Genomic DNA, 23,367 nt, shown 5'->3' with positions numbered 1-23,367 from the left:
TGTGATGATTGCCAGCACAGTAAAGGGCGCAACACTGCACATCTGTCTGCAGCCCAACCAATCTTCATCCTGGTCTACGAATAAAGCGATCGTTACCCTGTTCGGTGTGATTTACAGCATCGCCGCCTGGCGTTTTTTTACACTGGGGGCATGGCCCGTGGTGCTTCTCTTCGCGGCAGAGCTTGCGCTGCTTTACCTGTTGCTACGCAAGGTCTGCATTGCGTTACAAACCCGCGAAGAGTTACTGATTCAGGACGAGCACATCGCCGTCTCACTGCACACCCGTTACCATCACTCCCGGTGGTGCGCTAACTTTCGGGAAACCCGGCTTCTGATCGGGCGCCAGCCTCACCCCTGGGATGCACCGCCGCTGGCTCTTTATCACCATGGGCAGGAAATACCCCTTGGCCGTTTTCTGCCCAGGGACGACTGCGAAAGCTTAATCAAGGTCCTGCGGGATCGCGGTATGGTGTGCCGCCATACTGCCGACAACCACCTCCTGCTTGCCTGAATACCTCTTTACTCAGCAACCTCCAGTTTAAGCTTGCCAAGACCGTCAAATTTCGCCTTGTACACCCCCTCCTTCAACGGGTACATGCCTCCGATAGCGCCGGTCAATAACCATTGCTCCGGATCAATCGACCAGCCCGAGGCGACGCGGTTGTTAATCAGTGCCAGTAATGCCTGCCATTGACCGCCCATCACCGACGATGCTTTATCATCTGCCAACGTGTCGCCGTCGTAGGACAAGCGCACACGAATGCCATCCAGATCTACCGTACTAACCGGCACACCGGCGCCAATATAAAACCGGCTTGCCGCAACGCTGCCGGCCACCAGCTCAAATACTCCCGGCTCGCTGCCCAGCGGGGCGAGGTCAGGTAGCTCGAAGCAGGGTGCGACAAGGTCTACCAGGCTGCGAAGCTCGGCGACACTCGCCACCGGCTGGTCGACACGGCGTTTTAGACGATACGCCAACTCGGCCTCAATCATCCCCTTGCCGAAACTTGCGGCACTAATATGCTCACCGCGCAGTAGCACCGCAGTGGGGGGCAGTAGGCCAAAAATCGGGCGGTCACTGCCAAAGCGCTCCCTGGCGGTCGCCGTACCCAGGCCCAACTTATAGCCTGCGGGCATCAGATCGGGAAAGCGGTCAAGATAACGGATATTCTGTTCCACATAGGCGCTCCCCCAAAGCCCATTATTGGCACAGGCGTCCCCACAGCCGGTTGCGTCAGCCAAGGCCGGACCCGAGATCAGTCCGGCCCCCAATGCAACGGTGGCGATTTTTTTAAACATATTATTTTCTCCCAACAGCCAACGACTCAGGGTTTCCCCACAAGCCCCTGCCATTTACCCAAATAAGAGCGGCACGGTGTTTACGCAGTGAATCGTTCAATCCGATCAAGCGACGTGCTGTGCATCCCACTCCACAACATACAAGTCAGTGTTGCGACTGAATAGCATTATTTTAGCCGAGCCACGGGCTTGTTGCCCCGGAACCCGTGTTCTGTCGTCTGGATTCAGGTAGAATGCGCGGTTCGCTGACTTATCGAGATTGCCATGGCCACGACCCCTGCTGACCCCACTACCCCCTCACCGGCTGCCGCCCCCAAAGTCGGCTTCGTCAGCCTTGGTTGCCCGAAAGCCCTGGTAGATTCCGAGCGCATCCTGACCCAACTGCGCATGGAGGGCTACGATGTTGTCCCCAGCTATGACGACGCCGACGTGGTCGTGGTGAACACCTGCGGGTTTATCGACAGCGCTAAACAGGAATCATTGGACGCGATCGGCGAGGCTCTTAAGGAAAACGGCAAGGTTATCGTAACCGGCTGTATGGGGGACGACGCGAAGATTCGCGCTGTACACCCTGACGTTCTGGCGGTCAGCGGCCCGGCGGCTTACGAGGAAGTCGTTAACTCCGTTCACGAGTGGGCACCGGCGCCACAGCAGCACAATCCCTTTATCGATCTGGTGCCTCCCCAGGGCATCAAACTGACCCCGCGCCACTATGCGTATTTGAAAATTTCCGAAGGCTGCAATCACCGCTGCAGCTTCTGCATTATTCCCTCAATGCGCGGCGACCTGGTCAGCCGTCCGGTGGGTGACGTACTCGAAGAAGCCCAGCGCCTGGTGAATGCCGGCGTGCGCGAACTGCTTGTAGTGTCGCAGGATACCAGCGCCTATGGCGTCGACATCAAATACCGCACCGGATTCTGGAATGGTCGCCCGGTGAAAAGTCGCATGCTCGAATTGTGCGAAGCCCTGGGCGAAATGGGTGTGTGGGTGCGCCTGCACTATGTGTACCCCTACCCCCATGTCGATAATGTGATTCCGCTGATGGCCGAGGGCAAGATTCTGCCCTACCTCGACATTCCCTTTCAGCACGCCAGCCCTAAGGTACTGAAGGCGATGAAACGCCCCGCTCACCAGGAAAAAACTCTGGAGCGGATTAAAAAATGGCGGGAGATCTGCCCCGATTTAATCATCCGCTCGACCTTTATTGTGGGCTTTCCCGGTGAGACAGAAGAAGACTTTCAAATCCTGCTGGATTGGCTGCGCGAGGCCCAGCTCGATCGGGTTGGCTGCTTTGAATATTCCCCGGTTGAGGGCGCTACCGCCAACGATTTGAGCGACCCGGTTCCCGATGACATCAAAAAGGACCGCTGGGAGCGGTTTATGGCGGTGGCACAGGAAATCTCCGCGCAGCGATTGCAGCAGCGCATCGGTGGCCAGGAAGAAATACTGATCGACCACGTTGACGAGGAAGGTGCGATCGGCCGCAGTATTGCCGATGCGCCCGAAATCGACGGCAAAGTTTATCTGGATGGCTTTACCGACGTTCAGCCCGGCGATGCGCTGATCGTCAATATTATCGGTGCCGATGACTACGACTTGTGGGCCGAACCCGCCTGATGAATCTGCTGTTACTGACACCGGAGGATTTCCTGAGCGGTGACAGCGTCAGAGTGTCCGGGTTTCGCGCCCGGCACATCATCAAGGTATTGCGCGCCAAGGTGGGCGACCCACTGCGCTGCGGCTTGTTGGGTGGCGACACCGGCCGAGGGCAGATCACCGATATCAGCACTGATGCGGTTAGCCTGCGGGTGACCCTCGACACCCCTCCCCCTGCCAAATTGCCGCTGACCCTGCTACTCGCCCTGCCCCGACCCAAAATGGCCCGCCGCACCCTGCGCGCAGCAACGGAACTTGGCGTCAGCCGAATAATACTGTTGAACAGCCAGCGGGTAGATAAAAGCTACTGGCAAAGCCCCCTGGTTGATGAGGCCCATCTTCACGCCGCCATGATTGAGGGTCTGGAACAAAGCGGCGATACGATACTGCCGGAGCTGCAACGAGCGCGGGGGTTCAAGCCCTTTGTGGAAGACCGACTGCCGGCGCTGTTAAGCGGCAAAACCGGGCTGCTCGCACATCCCTACAGTGCCGCCACGGCACCGACCGGCATCACCGGCAACTGTCTGCTGGCGATTGGCCCCGAAGGCGGATTTATTCCCTATGAACTGGAAAAACTGGAGGCAGCGGGTCTGCAAAGCTTCACCCTTGGCCCCCGAATTCTAAAAGTCGAAACCGCCGTATCGGCGATTATTGGCCGGCTGTTTCTGTAAATCCTCGACGGGTTTCCTGTGCCTCTGCACGGTTTTTTGGCGGTCCCAGTAACACCTTTAGCCCCGCGGTAAACCCCGGCGCTGCAGCGACAGACCGCCACATCGCAAGAAATTCATGGGTATTCAGCGTGACGATGTTATGGCTGCGAATCTGATCGACAATGCCGTAGTCCACAGGATTGTTCAGCCGGTCTTCTGCGACGAAAGTACCAAACAGACGATCGAAAATGATCACCACTCCACCATAGTTTCGATCGATATACTCCGGGTTGCGACCGTGGTGCACTCGATGATGGCTGGGGGTATTCATCAGCCACTCACACCATTTTGGCAGTCGATCAACCGCTTCGGTATGGATAAAGAACTGGTAGCAGAGATTCAGCGCATAAAGGAAGAATACCGCTGCCGGATGTACACCAAGGAGCACCATCGGCATAAAAAACAGCCACCAGCCAGTAATGGAGTACAGCAGGCTTTGACGCATCGCCGTTGTCATATTCATGGTTTCGCTGGAATGGTGCACCACATGGGCACTCCAAAACCAACGAATGCGGTGGCTGCCCCGGTGGAACCAGTAGTAGCAAAACTCCATCAACAGGAAGAGCGGTAGTGCGGTATAGGCGGTAAGTTCGATATCAAATAATCGGAACTGGTATATCCACAGCACAATAGCGCCCGTGACGAAGAAATGAATCGCAAACTCCAACAACTGGTAACTTCCGCCCAGGCCCAGATTGGTCAGTATTTCTCTCAACTCAAATTGCCGCCACATGGGGTGGCCTGCTCCGCGGCGTTGACGAATCAGGTACTCCCCGAAAAATGCGATTAAAAACACCGGTGTCGCCGCCATTAGCACCAGCTGCTTCCAGTCGATATGGGGCCCCCACAGGGCTTCGACAGTGGCTATCATCTCGTTAAACATTATTTTTCTCCTGTGATAGCGTCAGTATCGCCGGTCGCTGCACAGGATGATTGACAGATGCCGACTATAATTTGACAATTTCGGACATACTTTATCGGGAAAGCCCTGTGAATCGTTACCTGGAACGCTCAGCAATACCCTCCAGCTACGTCCATCTGCTCTATGACTACCTGGCGGAACGTGGGCTCGATGGTGAACGGGCACTCGGTCAAAAACGCCCGGCCACCTCCGCCCGACCGGGCCGCTTTCCGGTGTTTGAATGGAGCCAGCTGTTACAGCGCGCCGCGCGGCAGCTCGACGACCCCTTGCTGGGCTTGCATCTGGGACAGAGCATCAGTCCGCGACACCTGGGCATTATGGGCTACGTTATCCTTGCCTGTGGCAATCTCGGTGCGGCGCTGGAGCGTCTGGAGCATTACCAACGGTTAATTTACGACGTGAACCCTATGCATCGGCAGTTTGATCGCGACTACGTCACCCTGAGCTGGGGTAGCGAAATGGGGCGCCCCGGGCCCCTGGTAGACGAGACCGCCATCGTCGCGCTGCTGCAATTTTGCCGGAATATGTGTAATCAGCCTCGGCTTAGTCCACAGCGCGTCGACTTTATCAATCCCAGACCACAGGACATTGTGCCCTATGAAGAATGGTTTGGCTGTGAGGTTAACTTTGACCAAAGCGCAACTCGCCTGGTGTTCCCCATGGCGGTGCTGGAGCAGACTCTGGATTCGGCCAACCCGGATCTGGCAGCGGTGCTGGAAGCCCAGGCCCAGGAGCTGCTGAAACAACTTCCCGACGAGAACACCTCTGGCTTGCTCGGCGAAGTCATGCAGCTTATCCAGCAAACGCTGCCCACCGGCCATTGCAGCGCGGAAGCGGTTGCCGCGCGACTACACCTGTCACCACGCCATCTACAGCGTAAGCTGCACGCCGAAGGTAGTAGTTTTCGCGAATTGTTAAGGGCGAGCCGAGAACAGCTCGCCCGACACTATCTTGACGACCCACAACTCCAGCTCAGCGAAATAGCGGCCCTGCTCGGCTATTCCGAACAGAGCGCCTTTACTCGCAGTTTTCGCCAGTGGACCACACTGACCCCCACAGACTATCGCCGCAAACGAGGATGACGCTGAGAGACGCCGGCGCCCTGCGATATATCAGGAACCAAAATTTACCCGCATTCCCAGCTCGATATTGCGCCCTGGCTCCGGCGCCACATCACGGATAAATGACGTGCTGTTGCGGATTTCCTCATTGCCCAGGTTCCGCCCCTTCACAAACAGAGTGTAGTCCGTATCGCCGAATTGACTCGACCAAGCAACACTCGCATCGAGACGGTGGTAACCGGCCGTCGCAGACTCATTCAGCGGCTGTCGTCGCTGAGCATTCACCCGTACCCAGCTGGTGTCGGCTGTGAGCAAACCCTTTGCCAGCTTGCGCGAGAATGCCAGCCGAAGGCCGTCGCTACGGGGTGGGAGTCGCGGCAACCATTCACCGTCATTGAGGCTGGCGTTGATGCGGTCACCAAAGACGCCGAGGCTGAACTGCCCGGCGTCACCACCATCCGTCAGGAGCCAGTCAAATTGATATTCCACGCCATGAAAGGTGGCATCATTCTGGCGATAACGATAGATCGATGTTTCTTCCTGTACCTCTTCGGTGTGCTGCAGATAGATGTAATTGGCAAAATCATTGTAATAAGCCGTTACATCTCCGCTTACTCGCGGATAGCTGAGCTGCAGCTTTACCTCGTAATTGTCCGAGGTTTCATGACCGAGATCCTGGTCGCCCACCTCGATAACACCGGTCGCGCCATGTACCACCAACTCCCCCGCTGGTGCGGCAATATTGGAATAGCGTTCTTCCGCAGTCGCCGCCCGACGGGATTGGGACCAGGAGGCCGCTACCAGCCAGTTGTCGGTGATATCGTAGAGCGCGGCTACAGAGGCACTGCTGCCAAAAAACTCCTGCTGTGGCCGCCCCTCTGCACTTAGCCGGTCGAGATCCGCACGCAGCCCCACTTCAAATTGCCAGCGGTAGAAATGAAAATCTTCCGCGACAAAAATGCCAAGCAACTCCTGCTCGCTGGGCGGTACAAAGGCCTCGTCTCCCTGGGCGGAAAAGCGCGTGTTCTGCCATTGCACACCAACGACCCCGTGTAGCGGCCCCCATTCAGCATGGGCGAGTTCAAGGCGCGCCGCCTGACCTTTGCGCTCAAAGCGTGTGCCTACAGTGCTTTCTCCCTCTTCGTGTGGCTCCAGCTCGACGTGTTGGTAATCACTGTGGGTCCAGCGCCAGCGCAACAATTCCCAGAAACCGTCCAAATGAAGGTCTCCCGCCGCCTCCCAGCGGCGCTGAACCAGGTCGATTCTCAGACCCTCTTCGCTGTGCTCGTCTTCATGGTGCTCTTCGTCATGATGTTCCTCTTCACCATGCTCCTCGTCGTCGTGCTCACCGTGCTCGGCATGTACACCGGCGGGAATGCCGTAGTTGCTGGTCAGCTCGCGAAAACTCAGGCCGATATAGCCTCGATCTTCGCCGCCATCACTGAAATGGTAGGCTGTGCCGAGGGCATGCTGACGGCTGCGGCCATCGACATTTGCCAAAACACCGCGACTGCTCTCTTCCAATTCCTCTGCGTCGGCGGTGCGCGTATTGACCGCCAGCCCCGGTATGTCCGGGCTGCCCCAATCGCGATAAAGGGCATCCAGGTGGATGGTCCACTGGCCCGACCCTGCGTCAAGGCGTGACACTGCCGTGCGCCCATCACTCACCGAGCTATGGCGCACTTCCGCCGCGCCTTCGATACCCTCTACATGACGACTGGGAATGGCACCGTCGATAATATTGACTACGCCGCCGATGGCGCCGCCACCGTACAGCAGACTCGCGGGGCCACGCAGCACCTCAATACTATCGGCCAACAAGGGTTCGACTGACACCGCGTGATCGGCGCTGTTACTGGATACATCGAGGGTTGGCAGGCTGTTTTGCAATACCTGAACCCGCGGCCCCATATGTCCCCTGATCACTGGCTGTCCCACCGCCGGGCCAAAACTGGCGCTGTTCACACCTGGCTGGCCAGCCAGGGTATCACCAAGGTTTTGCGCCGCTGCCCGCTGTAATTCATCACCGTCCAGGCGGTAGATTGGCAGCGCGGTCTTTGCCTCTTTTTTATGGGCTGGCATGGATACCAGAACGTGCTCAAGGGCGGGCCGATGTGACTGACTGTGGGCAGGAGCTGTTTCGCTTTCACTGATATTTTGGGCATAAGCTGGCAAGGCCGCTGAAGCAATAGCGCCCACAAGGGTATAGACAGATTTCATGGAATGATCCTGTAAATATTGAAAACCATCGCAGCAATCGCTGCGCTAATCGAATTAGTGGATATTCAAGATTTAACAGGAGGGGCGCGAACAGGAGGGAGTACAAGGGCGGCGTTTGCCTGATGTGCGACCGGGGCAGCGCCCACAACCAGATCGACAAAGGCCACTGCTGCCATGACAGTGGCCGCGGACACCGCCGCTGAGACACTGTGCTGACACAGCAGCGACTCTTCTACCGAGCTGTGTTCCGCAAGGTGGATGTGTTCCGCCTGCAATAGCGACGACCAGAGCAGGGACAGTGCGAGCAGCACTGCCACCAGAGCTCGGGGATAGGTTCTGCTGATAGTAGAACGGACCTTCATCGCGTTTCTCAGTGGTCCCGCAGCGGCATTTGCGCGCTGCGGCACAGCTTATCAGTCGTCGAAATTCATTCCCAATCGACGACCTACCAATTCGTAGGACTCTACCACATTGCCGAGATCCTGGCGAAACCGGTCTTTATCGAGTTTTTCACGGGTTTCCTTGTCCCAGATGCGACAACCGTCCGGTGAAAACTCGTCACCGAGATAAATTTCGCCGTCGCTGAACACCCCGAATTCCAGCTTGTAGTCGACCAACAACATCCCTGCGTCCAGGAACAATGCCTTGAGGATGTCGTTCACCTGATAAGTCAGTTCACGCATCCTGGCCATCTGGGCATCGGTCGCCCAGCCAAAACTGCGAATATGCGACTCGTTAATCATCGGGTCATGCAGGGCGTCGTCCTTCAAAAAGGTTTCAAAGGTCGGCGGCGTTAGCTCTTGCCCCTCGGTCACACCGAGTCGCTTAACGATGGAGCCCGCAGCGATATTGCGCACAACGCATTCGATTGGGAACATATCCAGGCGCTTGACCAGTGCCTCGTTGTCATTGAGCAGGCCTTCGAAATGGGTGGGTACCCCGGCTTGCTGAAGCTTTTCCATGATAAAAGCGTTGAACTTGTTGTTGACCATGCCTTTGCGGTCAAGCTGTTCCACCTTCACGCCGTCAAAGGCCGAGGTATCGTTTCTGAAGGTGAGAATAAAGCGATCCGGATCGTCGGTTTTGAAAACCGATTTTGCCTTTCCCGAATACAATTCTTCGCGTTTTTCCATGGTTGTCCTCTCTCGCGCTACGCGATTTCCAGCCAGTCGAATCCGGCTTCTTGATCGGCCCACAGCAGCGCCCCGCTGTCGGCCAAAACGGGCTCCACTGCTGCCTTGGCAAGCACTGGAGTATTGTTTTTTTCACTCAGGTGAGCCATCACAATATGCTGCAGGCGCCCGAGGTTTACCTCTTTGAGCAGCGACGCTGCCTGATGGTTGTTCAAGTGCCCCCAGTCGCCACCGACTCGCCGTTTCAAAGACGGCGGATAAGGCCCGGCCCTGAGCATCGACACGTCGTGATTGCACTCAAGCAACAGCGCATCGCACTCGCTGTAGTGCTCCCTGACGAAGGGCGTAATACTACCTAAATCCGTGAGCAGGCCGAAGGATTTTTTCTGTGTGCGAAAGACAAACTGACACGGCTCGCGGGCGTCGTGGGGCACTGCTACCGGCAATACATCTAAACCGGCAATTTCGACATGCACCCCGAGTGGCAAACATGACCAGAGCGGCGAATTACGCATATCGCCGTGTTCTGCCGTGCCAAAGCTGCTGTAAACCGGGATATTGTACCGGCGGGCCAGCGGCATCACCCCCTTAATATGGTCGCTGTGCTCGTGGGTGACCAGAATAGCGCTGAGATCTGTTGGCGCCCGGCCCAGCCGAGCCATGCGCCGCACAGTTTCTTTAATGGTAAATCCACAGTCAATCAGGATGCAGGCATTCGCTGTCTCGACCAGGGTGGCGTTACCTTTGCTGCCACTACCCAGCGAGGCAAAACGCATCAGTGCAGGAATCCCATAATCCGCTTCAACAGAGCTTCCCGCTCATCGTTGCGCAGACGGCGGCCCTTCTGGTAGTTGAGCAGAATTACGCTCTCGAATTCGCCGAGCATCTTCATTTCAACCACGTAGCGGCTGCGCTTGCGGCGATCGGCGCCAATCATGCGGGAAAACCAGCCAAGCTCCTCTTCGGGGTCGATGTAACTGAGCCAGTACTTGTTCACCGCCGGAGACGCGTCTTCTATTTCAAAGCCCGCTTTGGTCAAGGCCAGTCCCAGTGCCGCCCATGCCCGCTCGTTGGGTAGGAACAGGCGCAGGTAGTGATTGCCTTCTTCGCCTTCCAGGAAGATCTTACCCTTGCTCTCGCTGCCCCCGCGACGGGCGAGAATCGACACCGTACCCTGAGCTTCGCTGTCCGCCAGATATTGCGCCAGCACTCTTACCATCTGGTCTTCACGCTGCAGGTCGGTAGACACCTCGGGGAAATCCTCGCCGGGGCGGTTTTGCACCAACACGTGTATTTCACTGGTACCCACCTGAACGCCCTGATCGAGGACGAAGCGGAAGCGCTCCAGCGGTGCACCGGGTTCGGTTTCCCGCCACTCGGTTTCCATAATGCCCTGCTCGCCATCGATATCGCCCAATTTCAGCCCGGCGCGATCAAGGAAGGCACGCACTCGCGGCCAGACCTGATTGGGCGTACCGTCCAGGAGTATCCAACGCTGGTCGTCCAGTTTTTGAATTTTTACTTCGGCAGTACCCACGTTTTTAGTGAGGGGTTCCGGCCGCGGCAAGGAGAATTCCCCGGGCAAAACCGTATGGGACTCTATGCCAGGCACCACGTAGCGGTCACCGAGGGCGTCGGACTCGACCCCCGGTGGTAATTCAAGGGGCTTGCTCAGTTCGGCGCGGCGATAGTCGTGGGACCGGTCGCGGAAGGCACCACAGGCGCTCATCGCAAGCAAACTGACTACAACTATCGAGTATTTTACAGTGCTGGAACTCATGGGTTTTTTCACTTATCTCAACGCACAGATTATTTGGAAGGCTCGTCGCCGGGCCAGATTTCGCTGAGTTTACTTCAGCAAGCCGGCCAGGGTCAGCGCTTCCCGCACTTGTGGGTGGGCACTTTCACTCAACGGCGTCAGGGGTAAACGAATTCCGTTTTCCATGAGCCCCATTTCTGCCATTGCCCATTTTACCGGGATGGGGTTGGACTCAACGAACAGTCGCTCATGCAAGGCCAGCAAATTGGCATTGACCGCCGTTGCGCGGTCGCGGTCGCCGGCCATCGCCGCGTCACACAGTTGCTTCATCGCTGCAGGTGCAACGTTTGCGGTCACAGAGATATTCCCTTTGCCGCCTTGTAACATCAATTCCATCGCCGTGGCATCGTCACCGGAGAGCACCGCCAGACGCTCGCCGACGGCATCGATCAGCTCCTTGCCTCGAGCGATATCGCCGGTGGCGTCTTTGATCGCGATAATATTGGGGTGTTCCGCCAGCCGGATTACGGTCGCGTTCTGCATATCACAGGCGGTGCGTCCGGGAACATTGTAGAGAATTTGCGGAATATCGACGGTGTTCGCGATTGCCATATAGTGCTGGTACAAGCCCTCTTGCGTCGGCTTGTTGTAATACGGCGTTACCAGCAGACAGGCGTCGGCGCCCACGTCCCGGGCGACGTCGGTCAGCTCAATCGCCTCGGTAGTCGAGTTGGCGCCAGTTCCGGCAATTACCTTGATCCGACCGGCAACCTGGTCGACACAGGCCTTGATGACCATTTTGTGCTCATCCATGGCCAGTGTCGCGGATTCACCTGAGGTGCCCACCGCAACGATACCGTCTGTGCCCTGTTCGATATGCCAGTCAATCAGCCGTGACAATGCCTGCCAGTCTACGCTGCCATCCAGGTGCATGGGAGTAACTAAGGCAACAATACTGCCAGAAATCATCAGTGAATCTCCAAAATCGGTGCAAGCCGCCAATGGTACTGGCCTGCGCAGTCCAGCTCAAGGGAGAAATCGCACCACCACCACAATAAAGAAACAATCGTTGAAACAAAGCGTCAAAGCATAGTGAATTACGCGGCGACGGGCATTCCCGGTCGGGCCGCCATCGCCGCGAATAAAGAGTACAATAGATCCTGTGTTCAAGGTTTCAGGGGAGCTTAGCCATGAGATTTCTATCGTTAGTGGTACTGTGCACCGCGGCGTTAGTCGCCAACGCCCAGCAATGGAAGGTGTATTCGATTTCACCGATGGATGAGCAGTACATGGAAGTGCGCAAGGAGGAGATCAACAGTTTTGCCCGCAGTAAAATTGGTCGAAGCTTTGGCCAGGGTCGGGACAGCGATCTTGCCGTGATGCAGGAAATCCTTGACCGCCGCCTGCTCGACGGTGACGAGACCACCAAGTTACAGGCCATGGGTATTATTATGGGTGAACACCTGCGCCGCGAACATCGCCTGCGCTGGGTGGTTTACATCGACGACAAGGGCCGCAGCCGCGCGCTGGAAATCCCCGACAAGGACGAGGTGATTTTCCCGGTGACCCAGATATCCGCGCGAGCGGCGGTCGGGGCAGATATCGACGTGAAGGCGATTTATCAGAAGCTGGAAGCGGAAATCGCGCGCATTAAAAAGAAAATTATCGTGCGTTAGACCCTGTCGCGCCGCGGGATTACCCGCGGCGCAAAAGCATCAAGCGATAAACAGCAGCATCACCGGAACAGTCACAAAGCTCATCAGTGTGGAGCTGACCACCATACCCGCTACCGCCTGCGGCGACCGCTGGTACTGCACCGCCAGCAAATAATTGAATATAGCCGCCGGCATTGCCCCCTGTACAAGCACCACTTTCGCAATAGTCCCCTCCAGTTCAAGACACCAGACCGTAGCCAGAGCCGCGCCGATCCCTACCACCATCCGCGCGACACCCAGCACAACGGCCTCGCCGGTTTGGGCAACGCGCAGTCCGCCCAGAGACACTCCAAGAGTGACCAGCATCAGCGGAATAGCCATTCCGCCGAGAATTTCCAGGGTGTTGGTTATTGTTTTGGGGACACTCAGCTCATACGCAATAATTATGGCTGCCAGCACACCGGCGTATACCACGGGGGAACTGCACACGGCCTTCACCGCGGCGCGGCCATTGAGCACCGCTATGCCGATGGAAAAGTGACAACCCATACTGATCAAAAACAGCCCGACCGCCAGTGCCAGCCCCTCCTGGCCGAAGGCAAACAGGCAGACCGGCATTCCCATATTGCCGGTATTACCAATGGTCAACGCCACGACAAAATCCCGCAGAGACCAACCTGCCACCAGACAGAACAACATGGCGATCACCACCGAGAATGCCAGCATCACCAGGGTTGCCAAAACAATTTGCTGTAATCGGTCAATACCGATATCGACTTCGACGAGGGTTGAAAGCACCAGCGCCGGAGCACTGATCCACATTACCATGCGCCGCACAAACTCCTGGTTGTAGGGCTGGGCAGTGCGCACCCAGATCACACCAACCATCGCACACAACAGCACTGGCAACATGACCGGGAAGAGTGGGAAAACATAAGAAAGCATGGATATTCATTGCCTTACGAATGATATGAGACAAAAACATTAAGAGTTGGCCGGGACTGAATCAGGTTTTATCCGTTAGCGTCGGTGCCGGCCCGGGACACTATGCAGTGGCAATGATGTCAGTTACAAGCTTTTCGCGTTCGTAACGGCTTGCCGGGGTATTCTCTGGTGGCTGCAGAGGCCGGGCCTGGCGCGCCCGGCGCAATTGTGCAGGATCAGCGTCGCCGTACAAGGTGTTGCGGGGCCGGGCCCGCCGTCCAGCCGCAGTAATTAACTGTTCAAAGGCCTGCGGGCTCATTTCCTGCCCGTGCTGCGCACCCGCTGCACGGGTTATGGTTTCATTCATCAACGTGCCGCCGACATCATTGGCCCCGGCATGAAGACAAGCTTGCACGCCTTCCACCCCCATTTTTACCCAGGAGGCCTGAATATTGTCGATGGTGCCGTGAAATACCAGCCGCGCCACCGCGTGCATCAGCAACGCTTCGCGCAGGGTCGGGCCGCGCCGTGCCCTGCCCTTGAGATAAATCGGCGATTCGCTGGCAACGAAGGGCAGCGGCACAAATTCGGTAAAACCGCCTGTACGGCGCTGTAAATCGCGGATTGACACCAGGTGGCGCGCCCAGCTCTGATAATTGTCAATGTGGCCGAACATAATTGTCGCCGTCGTGCGCAACCCCACACGGTGGCTGGCCTCCATCACCTCCAGCCACTGGGCGGTATTGATTTTGTCCGGGCATAACTCCGCGCGCACGGTGTCGTCCAGTATCTCGGCAGCGGTACCGGGCATGGAATCCAGTCCCGCGGCTTTCAGGCGCTGGAGAAACTCCGCCAGTGTGACCCCCAGTGTCTGTGCGCCCTGCCAGACTTCAAGCGGGGAGAAGGCGTGAATATGGGCACCCGGGGTTGCCCTGCGCAGAGTGTGTACAATATCCAGATAGGTCTGGCCGGTATATTCCGGGTGAATTCCGCCCTGTAGACATAATTCACTGGCGCCCCGCTCCCAGGCTTCGCAGGCACGGCGGGAGATTTCCTCAGCGCTGAGGTCATAGGGGCGGCCGCGCAAATTCTCGCTCAGCTTACCCTTGGAGAAGGCGCAAAACTGGCACTTGAAGTAGCACACGTTGGTGTAATTGATATTGCGGTTGACCACGTAGCTGACTGTCTCACCACAGCGCTGTTGCCGGAGCTGGTCTGCTGCACGACACACTGCAGCGAAGTCATCATTCCTGGCGCTGAACAGCACTTCAATATCCGCCACCGACAGCTCATTGGCACCCTGCACCGAGCTGGCCCGGTCGAGGACAGTGGCAATCGCTGGGCTGATATTCAAAGGGGCAGAAAGCTGCCCTGCCCGCTCAAGCCATTCCCGGTCACGGTTCGGCAAGCCCCGCCCGGAGCCGGTAAGCCAGCTATCTTCCCGGGGCATACCTTCGCCGTCGCAATGGGCAAGCACCCGTGAGCGCACCTCGGGCGCAAGCCAGGTGGCGCTATCTCTCACGTAGCGGGGGTAAACCGTCAAGCGCTGATGCAGGAACTTGCCGCACTGGGCGGTTTCCCGGGTCAGACGCTCCACCTCAGGCCACGGCGCCTCGGGATTAACGTAGTCCGGGGTCATCGGTGATACCCCGCCCCAATCGTTAATACCTGCGGCAATTAATTGTGGCAGCACACCCGGGCTCAGGTTCGGCGGTGCCTGAAGGCTCATTCGCGCACCGAAAATCAGCCGCGCAATGGCAATCGTCCACACCAGTTCTTGCAGATCCGGCTCGGGCGATTCGGCCATTTGAGTACCCGGCTTTGCCCGAAAGTTCTGAATAATGATTTCCTGCAAATGACCGTGACGCTGCTGCAGTTGACGCAGGGCCAGCAGCGATTCAACCCGCTCTCGGCGGGTTTCACCAATGCCGATCAAAATACCCGAGGTAAAGGGCACCGCCGCCGCACCGGCCCGATCTATGGTTTCCAGCCGTCGCGCCGGAACTTTATCCGGCGAGCCATAGTGGGGCATGCCCTTTTCGCCAAGGCGGTCGCTGGCGGTTTCCAGCATGATACCCATCGACGCTGATACCGGACGCAACAGGGCGATTTCCTCATCGGTCATACATCCCGCGTTGATATGGGGCAGCACACTGGTTTCCGCCAGCACTCGACCAGCGACATGGGCAAGATATTCCAGCGTCGAAGTGAAACCCATTTGCTCCAGCGCCTCACGGGCCGCACGATAACGCCGCTCTGGCCGTTCACCCAGCGTAAACAATGCCTCCTTGCAACCCAGGCGTTCCCCTTCCCTCACCTGCTCCAGCACCTGCTCAACAGTCATGTACGCAGCGCCGAGTTTTTTCGGGGTTTTGGCGAAGGTGCAGTAATGACAAACATCGCGACACAGCTGGGTGAGGGGTAGAAAAAGTTTACGGGAATAGGTCACCGTTGCACCAAAGCCCTCATCGCGCAAGGCGCTGGCAACAGTCGCCATTGCGGCGGTATCCTCGCAGTCGGCCAGAGCCAGAACCTCGTCATCAGTCAGGGTATGGCGGGCCGCCCGGGCTAGCAGTTCACGCTGGGAAGTTGTTGCGGTATCCACAATAAGTCTCTCTTTAAACTACGGCAGACAATTATTGCGCCGCCGCCGCAACATCAGCCTGAATATCCCGCATTACCATAAGGCGCTGAACCAGGCCGTATTGACGAAGGTACTTCATGGTTCGTTCCGCCCCTTCGCCGGGATAATTCATCACCAGATTGGTCAGGTCGTCACGGGTATCAATATCCATCGCCAACCAGCGGGTGCGCATAACAACCGTATTCACACCCCGTGCCGCGGCTTCCTGCTGATGGGCGGCCAGGCTGTCAGGGCCATAGCGCACCGGTACCCTGGCGAACATTGGCATCAGTACGACGTTACTCCCCTGCTCGCCGCGATCAGCGGCAATAATCAGGCTGTCGGGATCATGACTACCGGCATCGATCATTGCCCCCAGTTCCACAGCATTGATGAGCGGCAAATCACCGTGCACCACCATCACCTGCGAAATCGTGGGCGCCGTGTGTGCTATTCGGTCCAGGGCACCTTCTATGACCGGGTTCAACCCCTGCCCCAATTCCCGTTCAGACCAGCATTCAACGCCGTAGCAAGTTGCCAATAAATGGGCGGCGGGGTCATCCGACAGCAACACGATGCGCTCAATGACATCAGTGCTGACCAGCTCATCCAGTACATCCTCAACCATCGCCTGGAACAGGCCACGGCGCTCGGCAACATTCAGGCAGCCCGACAAGCGCTGCTTGGCCTTTACAAAGTCCTTTAATGGCAGCAATACCCACATATCAGCGCTTCAAGTCCCGTGCAAAATCCAGTACAACCCGGGCCAAATGCTCCTTTGAGGCCATGTCTGTCATCAAAGTTTGCTCCAACCGGCAATCGATTCCGGTGTTGCGTATGACATCCAATTCCGCCGCATCGAGTTCGTCAAACACAAAACCGTCGAGTAAATCGCCGTAATACTCCGCAACGCCGTGGGCGGAAGTCGGCATATTCAGTTCTTCCATTAATTTTGCCGCTGGGCCTTTCACCGCCCGCCCCGAGATTATCGGCGACACCGCGATAATCGGAACTCCACGATTCTTCAACAGCTTGCGACAATCTTCGAGGCTCAGTATAGGATCTATACTCAGAAAGGGATTTGACGGTGACAGTATAATTGCGCTCAGTTCCGGGTCGGCGATGCTGTCTTTGACCAACGGGCTGAGCCTGGCAGTGTCGATCCCGATAAATTCGATGCGCTCAACCTTCGGCTCGCATCGCTCACGCACGAAATAGTGTTGGAATTCATACTCGCCCCGGTCGGAGTAGACCCGGGTCGCCACCACATCATCAGACATCGGCAACAGGCGGGTTGTGACCCCCAGGCGCTGGGCAATGTCTGCAGTGATATCCGTCAAACTGTCGCCATTGCTCAGGCGCATGGAACGATACAGGTGGGTCGCGATGTCCTGATCGCCAAGTTGAAACCAGTCCTCGCCACTAAGCCGGCGCATGGCCACCATCGTGCGCCAACTTTCATCCTTCAAGCCCCAGCCCCGCTTCTCGTCGTTGATGCCCGCCAACGCATAGGTGATCGAATCGATATCCGGGCAAATCCGCAACCCCCAATGATCGAAATCATCGGCGGTATTCGCCACAACAGTAAGTTGGTCTGCGCCAAGGGTGTTAGCGAGGCCGTGTACCAGCTTGGCGCCCCCGACACCGCCACTAAGCACCAATACCTTGCCTGCGAAGGCCTGTGTCTGTGAGTCTTGCATTATCGAAACATATCCTTAGCACGATCCCGCAGCAATGCCCGCGAGCCCGCCGATGAAGGGCGCAGATTTGCACCGCGTACCAAAACAATCGGGGTGGCTTCGTCGGCCTGCCCCATCAGATAGGACGCCGCCGCAGCAAGCTCGTCGGCCACCGCGATTTCCGTGATTTCAAGGATACGGCCAAACATATCCCTGTCACCAATGCGGTTTTCCACTACTTCAAATCCTGCGCTGCCCAGGGCAAAGCCCACCGTGCCATTGCGCCAGGCCCGTCCGGCGCTGTCGTTGATAATGATATTGACCTCAACACCGGTGTGTTCACAAAGCGCCGCGCGCAGGTTCGCTGCACTTTGGTCGGGGTTCTCTGGCAACAACAATACCTGGGGGTCATCGTCATCGCAGGGAATATTTGAACGGTCGATACCGGCATTTGCGTGTACGACCCCAAGCCGGTGTTCAACGATGACGACACCGGGTCGACTGCGTACGACCGCTTTGGATTCCCGCAGTACAAGTTCCATCTGCCGGGGATCCTTGTCGCAGCTCTCGGCAAGCGCGATGGCCTCAACACCGGGCTGGACATCGGCCAGACGCACATAGCGCCCCTCTGCCTTGGACACAATTTTTTGTGCCAACACCAAAACATCGCCGGATTCCAGGGTTAGTGCGTTGGCGCGCAAGGCGTCGGCGACAAGCGCCGCCAGATCATCACCAGGCTCAATCAGCGGAAAATCCGCCAAGGCTAAAAGCTGCAAAGCACGAGACGGCATAACCCGATCAGTGCTCCAGCCCGGTGATCTTAATGCCCGAGTGGCACTTGTATTGTTTATTGATAAAAATCAGTAGCGAGGTCATTGCTTCCACCGCCGCGGCGTTGGCGATGCTACCGGCGTGAAAACCGCGCAGGCCCGCCGCTTCCACCAGCTCTATCACCTCGGCTCGGGCTTCTTTATTGTCGCCGCACACCAATACGTCGCATTCCAGCTCGCTGCCGTCCTGCAGATGCGCCGCGGCGACATTCTGGAAAGCCGACACCACACGTACGTTTTCGCCGAGCAGCTGTTGTGCGATTTGTCCGGCAGAGCCTTCCTCCGGCAGTTGAACCCGTGCCACCTTGGGTGGCACCAGTGGCACGGTCACATCGATCAGGATTTTACCCTGCACTGCATCACGGACATCCTCCAGAGTAGAAGCATGATGAGCAAAAGGCACAGTGAGAACAACGATATCAGCCTCGGCGGCCGCCGCCCGATTGTCCCGCGCGCTGACTGCGACACTGCTGACTCCCCGTGCCTTGACCACCTCGGTCAACGCTGCCGCAGCCTGTTCGGCCTTATCCAGGGTACGCGAACCGATAATGACCCGATGCCCCGCCTGTAACCAGCGTCCTGCCAGTCCACTGCCCAGATTCCCGGTACCGCCCAATATCGCGATAAGTTTGGATTCGCTCATGTTTCTCCTTATTTATTATTACGCCGACGTCATGCCTGTGCTCAAAGCACTGCCCAGGCGATTTATCGAATGCGACCGGCACACAGCTTCTGATCGCTTATGCTCAGCGCTTGACTCATAGTGTACCGCACCGCCAGCATTTGCGATCCCTTATCTGTAGTAGAGCCACGCCACAAAAGCTGGTAGAGAATAACGACATAACGTGTAGAGAGCGAGCCATGACAAATCGACTGAACTTCGACAACAAGGTAGTGGTGATTACCGGCGGCGCCAAAGGGGTTGGCCGCGGTATCAGCGAAGCCTTTCTCGACGCTGGCGCGGACATTGCAATCTGCGGTCGCACTACCCCGGAATCCCTGCCGGAACGGGCCGGACGCCGCACCTTTTTTCGCAATATCGACGTGCGCGATGCCGAAGCGGTAAGCGCCTTTGTGGCTGAGGTTGCCGATGAGTTTGGTCGAATCGATGTACTGATTAACAATGCCGGGGGCACCCCGTACGCCGACGCCGCCACCGCATCTCCACGTTATTCTGCATCTATCGTAAATTTAAATCTGCTGGCGCCTTTGTACTTTGCCCAAGCCTGCAATGCGGTAATGCAGACCCAGGACAGCGGCGGCAGCATTGTCAATATCGCTTCGGTAAGCGGGACCCGCCCGTCACCGGGCACCGCTGCCTATGGCGCGGCCAAAGCGGGTTTGCTTAATCTTACCACCAGTCTGGCGGTGGAATGGGCGCCGAAAGTGCGCTGCAACAGCATCATCGGTGGCTTGATTCAGACCGAGCAGTCCCACCAGCACTACGGCGACGACGCCGGTATAGCGGCGGTATCCAACACCATTCCGCTGGGACGAATGGCACAGCCCCGGAATATCGCCGACGCCTGTTTGTTTTTGGCCAGTGAGTTGGCGGAATATATCAGTGGTGCCGCCCTGACGGTGCACGGTGGCGGCGAAAAACCCGCCTTTCTGGGGGCGGCCAACGCCGACACTTGATGGCGTATCAGTTGGCTCTGATGCTTAGTGCACCTTGATAATTTTCAGCGTATTGGTGTGGTTGTCCACGCCGATCTGATCGCCGATGGTCATCAGAATCGAATCGCCGGCATCGACCAGCCCCCGCGCCTTAAGCACTTCAATGCAGTCGCTGATATGGGGGTCGGCGGTTTCACTGGAGATGGCGAATACTCCGCGATACAAGCTCACCCGATTACAGGTTTCCACATTGCGACTAAAGGCGAATATTGGAATACCTGAAGTGAGTCTCGACATTAATAATACCGTGCGACCGGTCTCGGTCATCGACACAATCGCCTTCACTCCCTGCTGATGATTGGCGGCATAGACCGCACTCATGGCTATAGTTTCTTCAACTGAATCAAAGGTACGCTCCAGGCGATAACTGGATTTGCGCGCCGAGGGATAGCGCTCCGCGCCTTCGCAGTTTCGCGCCATAGCTTCGATGGTTTCCACCGGATAACGACCACTTGCGGTTTCTGCCGACAGCATGACGGCGTCGGTGCCATCGAGTACCGCATTGGCAACATCGAATACCTCGGCACGGGTGGGAATAGGACTGGAAATCATCGATTCCATCATTTGCGTCGCGGTGATAACCGGGCGATTCAGCACCCGCGAACGCTTGATAATATGTTTTTGCAAACCAATCAGGCTGGCATCGCCAATTTCGACACCGAGGTCTCCCCTTGCGACCATTACGCCGTCACAGGCGCGAATCAGCTCGTCAAGGTGGTCTTCCTCTGCCACTGCTTCAGCGCGCTCTATTTTACCGATAATGTGGGCATGGCACCCCGCAGCCTGCAAGCGGGTGCGGGCGTCGATGATATCGGCAGCACTGCTGGGGAATGAGACTGCAATATAGTCGAGCTTCATTTCGGCGGCGTGGCCGATGTCGGCGAGATCTTTTTCAGTGAGTGCCGGCGCCGACAAACCGCCGCCCAGACGGTTGATGCCCTTGCGGGACAACAGTGTGCCGATGCTTGCAGAGCGACAGAACACCTGTTCGCCATCGACCTTCTGCACCGTCAAGCGAAGACGGCCATCGTCCAGCAACAGGGTATCTCCCGCCGCCACGGAACGCGCCAGTGGTTCGTAATCCACGCCGATATGGCGGTCATTACCTTCGCCATCGCCGAGACGGGTATCCAGAATCAGCTCTGTGCCTACCGCGAGTTCGATCGCATCCACTGCCAGGGTACGCAAGCGAATTTTAGGCCCCTGCAAATCTCCCAACAGGGCGACGTAGCATTTTTCCTCAGTGGCTATGTCGCGAATCAGTTGGCAGCGCGCCTTGTGCTCGTCGGCGGTGCCGTGGGAGAAGTTCAGTCGGAACACATTCACGCCTGCGCGAATCATTGCAGTCAGGGTTTCGCGACTTTCACAGGCGGGGCCAACGGTGGCAACTATTTTAGTGCGGCGCATTCTATGTAGACTCTTTGCAACAGGGGATATCGAGTTATGTTACACGGCCAGCGCCCCGGCTTCGACGGCAATACTTGAAGAAACCGAAATTAACCTGCCCGGCTGTTGCTTAATCGTCCAATACAGAGGCTTCCCGGCCTCCGATAACCTGCCCTGTTGTCACATCGTTAATCGCACCACGCAACAGAATCACTTCCACTCGGCGATTGCGTTCGCGACCTGACGCCGTATCGTTGGTATCCACCGGCCGTGTGTCGGCATGGCCCGCCAGTCTGAAATGATCGCTGCTGACGCTGGAGGCCTCAATGATTCTTTCCAGTACTGTCGCGGCTCGCGCCGAAGACAGATCCCAGTTCGAGCGAAAACGCCGAGTATTGATCGGCACATTGTCGGTGTGGCCCGCCACCACCACATGTCCGCCGATCTCGTTAATCAGCGTACCGATTTTACCGATAACCGGATAGAAATCGTGATTAAGGCTGGCGCTACCTGAAGGAAACGAGCCCATTTCCCGAATCCGTATGGTGATTATCCGCTCGCCATCGTCATCGACCTCAACCAATCCCTCCTTGATTTCGATATTCAGGTGCTCTTTCACCTTTTCCACATCCGCCGCCAGTTCTTCCTCGGTGAGCCGGGCGTCTTCATCCAACGGCATTTCAGCGTAGGCCGTCATCACCTGGGCGGCCTCCTGGCGCACCTCATTTTCGATAGTCGGGGTGGGTTTGCCCGGACTGAAATCACGGGCAATGATGCTGGTGCCTATGGGGGGGTTGAAGGCGGGCACCTCACGCTGTACACCAAAGGCGTCCTTCATTGAACCGGACAATTCTTTGAACTTTTGTTTGTCCATTTCCGAAAAGGAGAACAACAGTACAAAGAATGCCAGCAACAGCGACATTAAATCAGCAAAGGTCAACACCCATGCCGGTGCACCGGGCGCGACCTTTTTGGCGGGAGCGTCTTCCAATCAAGCCTCCTCTTTCTTCTCGAGGTCACGCTTGTTGTCAGGCAAATAGGTTGCCAGCAGTGACTCCAACACACGCGGATTAAGCCCTTCCTGAATACCATCAACCGCTTCAAGAATCAGGTGGCGATTGCGCCGCTCTTCGGCGGTGCGAAACGCCAGCTTGTCCGCCATAGGCAGGGCAACAGCATTGGCCAGAATCGCGCCATACAGCGTGGTAAGCAGTGCCACCGCCATCGCCGGGCCAATCGCCTTGGGGTCTGACATATTCGACATCATTTGCACCAGACCTACGAGGGTGCCGATCATCCCCATGGCCGGGGCCGAATCGCCAAAGCCGCGAAAAATGGCTTCGCCCATTTCCTGGCGCTCGATATTAAGGTTTATTTCCTTGTTCAACAGCCGCTTGACGAAACTGGGGTCGTGGCCGTCAATTGCCATCTGCACGCCCTTGTTGAGGAATTCGTTGCTGATTTCCATCGACTCCAGTCCCAGCAGGCCTTCTTTGCGTGCCACACCGGCCAGTTCCACGCATTCATTAATCAACGCCTGTGAACTGGTAGGTTTGTGCATAAACGCCCGCGAGGCCACCTTGAAGGCGCCGAGGGTCTGGTCAAGGGGAAATTTGACCAGGTTGGCGAAGGTTCCGCCGCCGATAACGATCAGTATACTCGGCACATCGACGAAGCCGCTGGCACTCCCGCCGAGAAATATCGCGGTGAGAATGACACCGATCGCGCCGACCATTCCCAGTAAGGTTGCAATATCCAAGTCGAAAACTCCAATGCAGTGTTGTTAAAACCAAAGCGTCATCGCGGTGCTGTCAGACACTAAACACTCGTCCT

23 protein-coding genes are annotated in these 23,367 nt (G+C 57.1%); 6 read left to right on the top strand and 17 right to left on the bottom strand.

The window, feature by feature from the left end; translation table 11 throughout:
- The first annotated feature begins 4 nt into the window (after positions 1 to 4).
- Positions 5 to 511: a DUF2244 domain-containing protein gene (locus tag HCU74_RS10230; RefSeq protein WP_168450338.1), complete on the top strand. Its 507-nt coding sequence runs from the start codon at positions 5 to 7 to the stop codon at positions 509 to 511.
- A gap of 8 nt (positions 512 to 519) precedes the next feature.
- On the opposite strand, the gene HCU74_RS10225 is transcribed toward HCU74_RS10230, so the two are convergent.
- A complete protein-coding gene (locus HCU74_RS10225) occupies positions 520 to 1,299 on the bottom strand; it encodes a 2-keto-4-pentenoate hydratase (protein ID WP_168450337.1) in 780 nt (259 codons plus the stop codon).
- 264 nt (positions 1,300 to 1,563) lie between these two features.
- Between HCU74_RS10225 and rimO the strand changes: the two genes are divergently transcribed.
- Positions 1,564 to 2,916 carry a 30S ribosomal protein S12 methylthiotransferase RimO gene (rimO, locus tag HCU74_RS10220; protein ID WP_168450336.1) on the top strand — a complete coding sequence of 451 codons (1,353 nt, stop codon included), beginning with the start codon at positions 1,564 to 1,566 and terminating at the stop codon, positions 2,914 to 2,916.
- Positions 2,916 to 3,626 carry a 16S rRNA (uracil(1498)-N(3))-methyltransferase gene (locus HCU74_RS10215; protein ID WP_168450335.1) on the top strand — a complete coding sequence of 237 codons (711 nt, stop codon included), beginning with the start codon at positions 2,916 to 2,918 and terminating at the stop codon, positions 3,624 to 3,626. The genes rimO and HCU74_RS10215 overlap by 1 nt, the downstream gene beginning before the upstream one ends.
- Here the strand turns inward: HCU74_RS10215 and HCU74_RS10210 are convergent.
- The gene (locus HCU74_RS10210) at positions 3,604 to 4,548 is read right to left on the bottom strand and encodes a sterol desaturase family protein (RefSeq protein ID WP_168450334.1); all 945 of its coding nucleotides are present in this window, start codon (positions 4,546 to 4,548) and stop codon (positions 3,604 to 3,606) included. The genes HCU74_RS10215 and HCU74_RS10210 overlap by 23 nt on opposite strands.
- 107 nt (positions 4,549 to 4,655) lie before the next feature.
- On the opposite strand from HCU74_RS10210, the gene HCU74_RS10205 reads away from it, so the two are divergent.
- A complete protein-coding gene (locus tag HCU74_RS10205; protein ID WP_168450333.1) occupies positions 4,656 to 5,669 on the top strand; it encodes an AraC family transcriptional regulator ligand-binding domain-containing protein in 1,014 nt (337 codons plus the stop codon).
- A 30-nt stretch (positions 5,670 to 5,699) separates the two neighbouring features.
- Here HCU74_RS10205 and HCU74_RS10200 read toward each other — a convergent pair whose 3' ends face one another.
- The 6 genes from HCU74_RS10200 to dapA form a co-directional block, all read right to left on the bottom strand.
- Complete coding sequence (locus tag HCU74_RS10200) at positions 5,700 to 7,868, bottom strand: TonB-dependent receptor (RefSeq protein WP_168450332.1); 2,169 nt, start codon at positions 7,866 to 7,868, stop codon at positions 5,700 to 5,702.
- Positions 7,869 to 7,933: 65 nt separating this feature from the next.
- Positions 7,934 to 8,230, bottom strand: a complete 297-nt coding sequence (locus HCU74_RS10195) for a hypothetical protein (protein WP_168450331.1) — start codon at positions 8,228 to 8,230, stop codon at positions 7,934 to 7,936.
- Positions 8,231 to 8,281: 51 nt separating this feature from the next.
- Positions 8,282 to 9,001 (bottom strand): phosphoribosylaminoimidazolesuccinocarboxamide synthase, encoded by a 720-nt coding sequence (gene purC / locus HCU74_RS10190; RefSeq protein WP_168450330.1) that lies wholly within the window; start codon positions 8,999 to 9,001, stop codon positions 8,282 to 8,284.
- Positions 9,002 to 9,018: 17 nt separating this feature from the next.
- Positions 9,019 to 9,777 (bottom strand): MBL fold metallo-hydrolase, encoded by a 759-nt coding sequence (locus HCU74_RS10185; RefSeq protein WP_168450329.1) that lies wholly within the window; start codon positions 9,775 to 9,777, stop codon positions 9,019 to 9,021.
- A complete protein-coding gene (gene bamC, locus HCU74_RS10180; protein WP_168450328.1) occupies positions 9,777 to 10,781 on the bottom strand; it encodes an NlpB/DapX family lipoprotein in 1,005 nt (334 codons plus the stop codon). Before bamC ends, HCU74_RS10185 begins: the two co-directional genes overlap by 1 nt.
- A gap of 69 nt (positions 10,782 to 10,850) precedes the next feature.
- On the bottom strand, positions 10,851 to 11,729 hold the full coding sequence (gene dapA / locus HCU74_RS10175; protein ID WP_168450327.1) for a 4-hydroxy-tetrahydrodipicolinate synthase: 879 nt from the start codon (positions 11,727 to 11,729) through the stop codon (positions 10,851 to 10,853).
- 221 nt (positions 11,730 to 11,950) lie between these two features.
- Between dapA and HCU74_RS10170 the strand changes: the two genes are divergently transcribed.
- Positions 11,951 to 12,436, top strand: a complete 486-nt coding sequence (locus HCU74_RS10170; protein ID WP_168450326.1) for a DUF3806 domain-containing protein — start codon at positions 11,951 to 11,953, stop codon at positions 12,434 to 12,436.
- A 39-nt stretch (positions 12,437 to 12,475) separates the two neighbouring features.
- Here HCU74_RS10170 and HCU74_RS10165 read toward each other — a convergent pair whose 3' ends face one another.
- From HCU74_RS10165 to npdG, 6 genes are all read right to left on the bottom strand, one after another.
- Entirely contained in the window at positions 12,476 to 13,360 is an 885-nt protein-coding gene (locus tag HCU74_RS10165; RefSeq protein ID WP_168450325.1) for an AEC family transporter, read from the bottom strand.
- A gap of 100 nt (positions 13,361 to 13,460) precedes the next feature.
- Positions 13,461 to 15,944 (bottom strand): 5-amino-6-(D-ribitylamino)uracil--L-tyrosine 4-hydroxyphenyl transferase CofH, encoded by a 2,484-nt coding sequence (gene cofH / locus HCU74_RS10160; RefSeq protein ID WP_345889678.1) that lies wholly within the window; start codon positions 15,942 to 15,944, stop codon positions 13,461 to 13,463.
- Between the two features lie 31 nt (positions 15,945 to 15,975).
- Positions 15,976 to 16,686: a 2-phospho-L-lactate guanylyltransferase gene (gene cofC, locus HCU74_RS10155; RefSeq protein WP_168450324.1), complete on the bottom strand. Its 711-nt coding sequence runs from the start codon at positions 16,684 to 16,686 to the stop codon at positions 15,976 to 15,978.
- 1 nt (position 16,687) lies between these two features.
- Entirely contained in the window at positions 16,688 to 17,662 is a 975-nt protein-coding gene (gene cofD, locus HCU74_RS10150) for a 2-phospho-L-lactate transferase (RefSeq protein WP_168450323.1), read from the bottom strand.
- Positions 17,662 to 18,432, bottom strand: a complete 771-nt coding sequence (gene cofE / locus HCU74_RS10145) for a coenzyme F420-0:L-glutamate ligase (RefSeq protein ID WP_168450322.1) — start codon at positions 18,430 to 18,432, stop codon at positions 17,662 to 17,664. Before cofE ends, cofD begins: the two co-directional genes overlap by 1 nt.
- A gap of 7 nt (positions 18,433 to 18,439) precedes the next feature.
- Entirely contained in the window at positions 18,440 to 19,114 is a 675-nt protein-coding gene (gene npdG / locus HCU74_RS10140) for an NADPH-dependent F420 reductase (RefSeq protein ID WP_168450321.1), read from the bottom strand.
- A 218-nt stretch (positions 19,115 to 19,332) separates the two neighbouring features.
- Here npdG and HCU74_RS10135 point away from each other — a divergent pair, with 218 nt between their 5' ends.
- Entirely contained in the window at positions 19,333 to 20,109 is a 777-nt protein-coding gene (locus tag HCU74_RS10135; protein ID WP_168450320.1) for an SDR family oxidoreductase, read from the top strand.
- Positions 20,110 to 20,133: 24 nt separating this feature from the next.
- Here the strand turns inward: HCU74_RS10135 and pyk are convergent, their stop codons facing one another.
- The 3 genes from pyk to pomA form a co-directional block, all read right to left on the bottom strand.
- A complete protein-coding gene (gene pyk, locus HCU74_RS10130; RefSeq protein WP_168450319.1) occupies positions 20,134 to 21,555 on the bottom strand; it encodes a pyruvate kinase in 1,422 nt (473 codons plus the stop codon).
- Between the two features lie 109 nt (positions 21,556 to 21,664).
- Positions 21,665 to 22,525, bottom strand: coding sequence for a flagellar motor protein MotB (locus HCU74_RS10125; RefSeq protein WP_246864567.1), 861 nt, complete (start codon positions 22,523 to 22,525; stop codon positions 21,665 to 21,667).
- Positions 22,526 to 23,293, bottom strand: coding sequence for a flagellar motor protein PomA (gene pomA / locus HCU74_RS10120; protein ID WP_168450318.1), 768 nt, complete (start codon positions 23,291 to 23,293; stop codon positions 22,526 to 22,528).
- Positions 23,294 to 23,367: the final 74 nt, after the last annotated feature.

The sequence above is a fragment of the Spongiibacter thalassae genome (assembly GCF_012272835.1).
Taxonomy (GTDB): Bacteria; Pseudomonadota; Gammaproteobacteria; order Pseudomonadales; family Spongiibacteraceae; genus Spongiibacter; species Spongiibacter thalassae.
The sequence above is the reverse complement of the archived record's forward strand: the minus strand, read 5'-3'. Positions and strand labels throughout refer to the sequence as shown.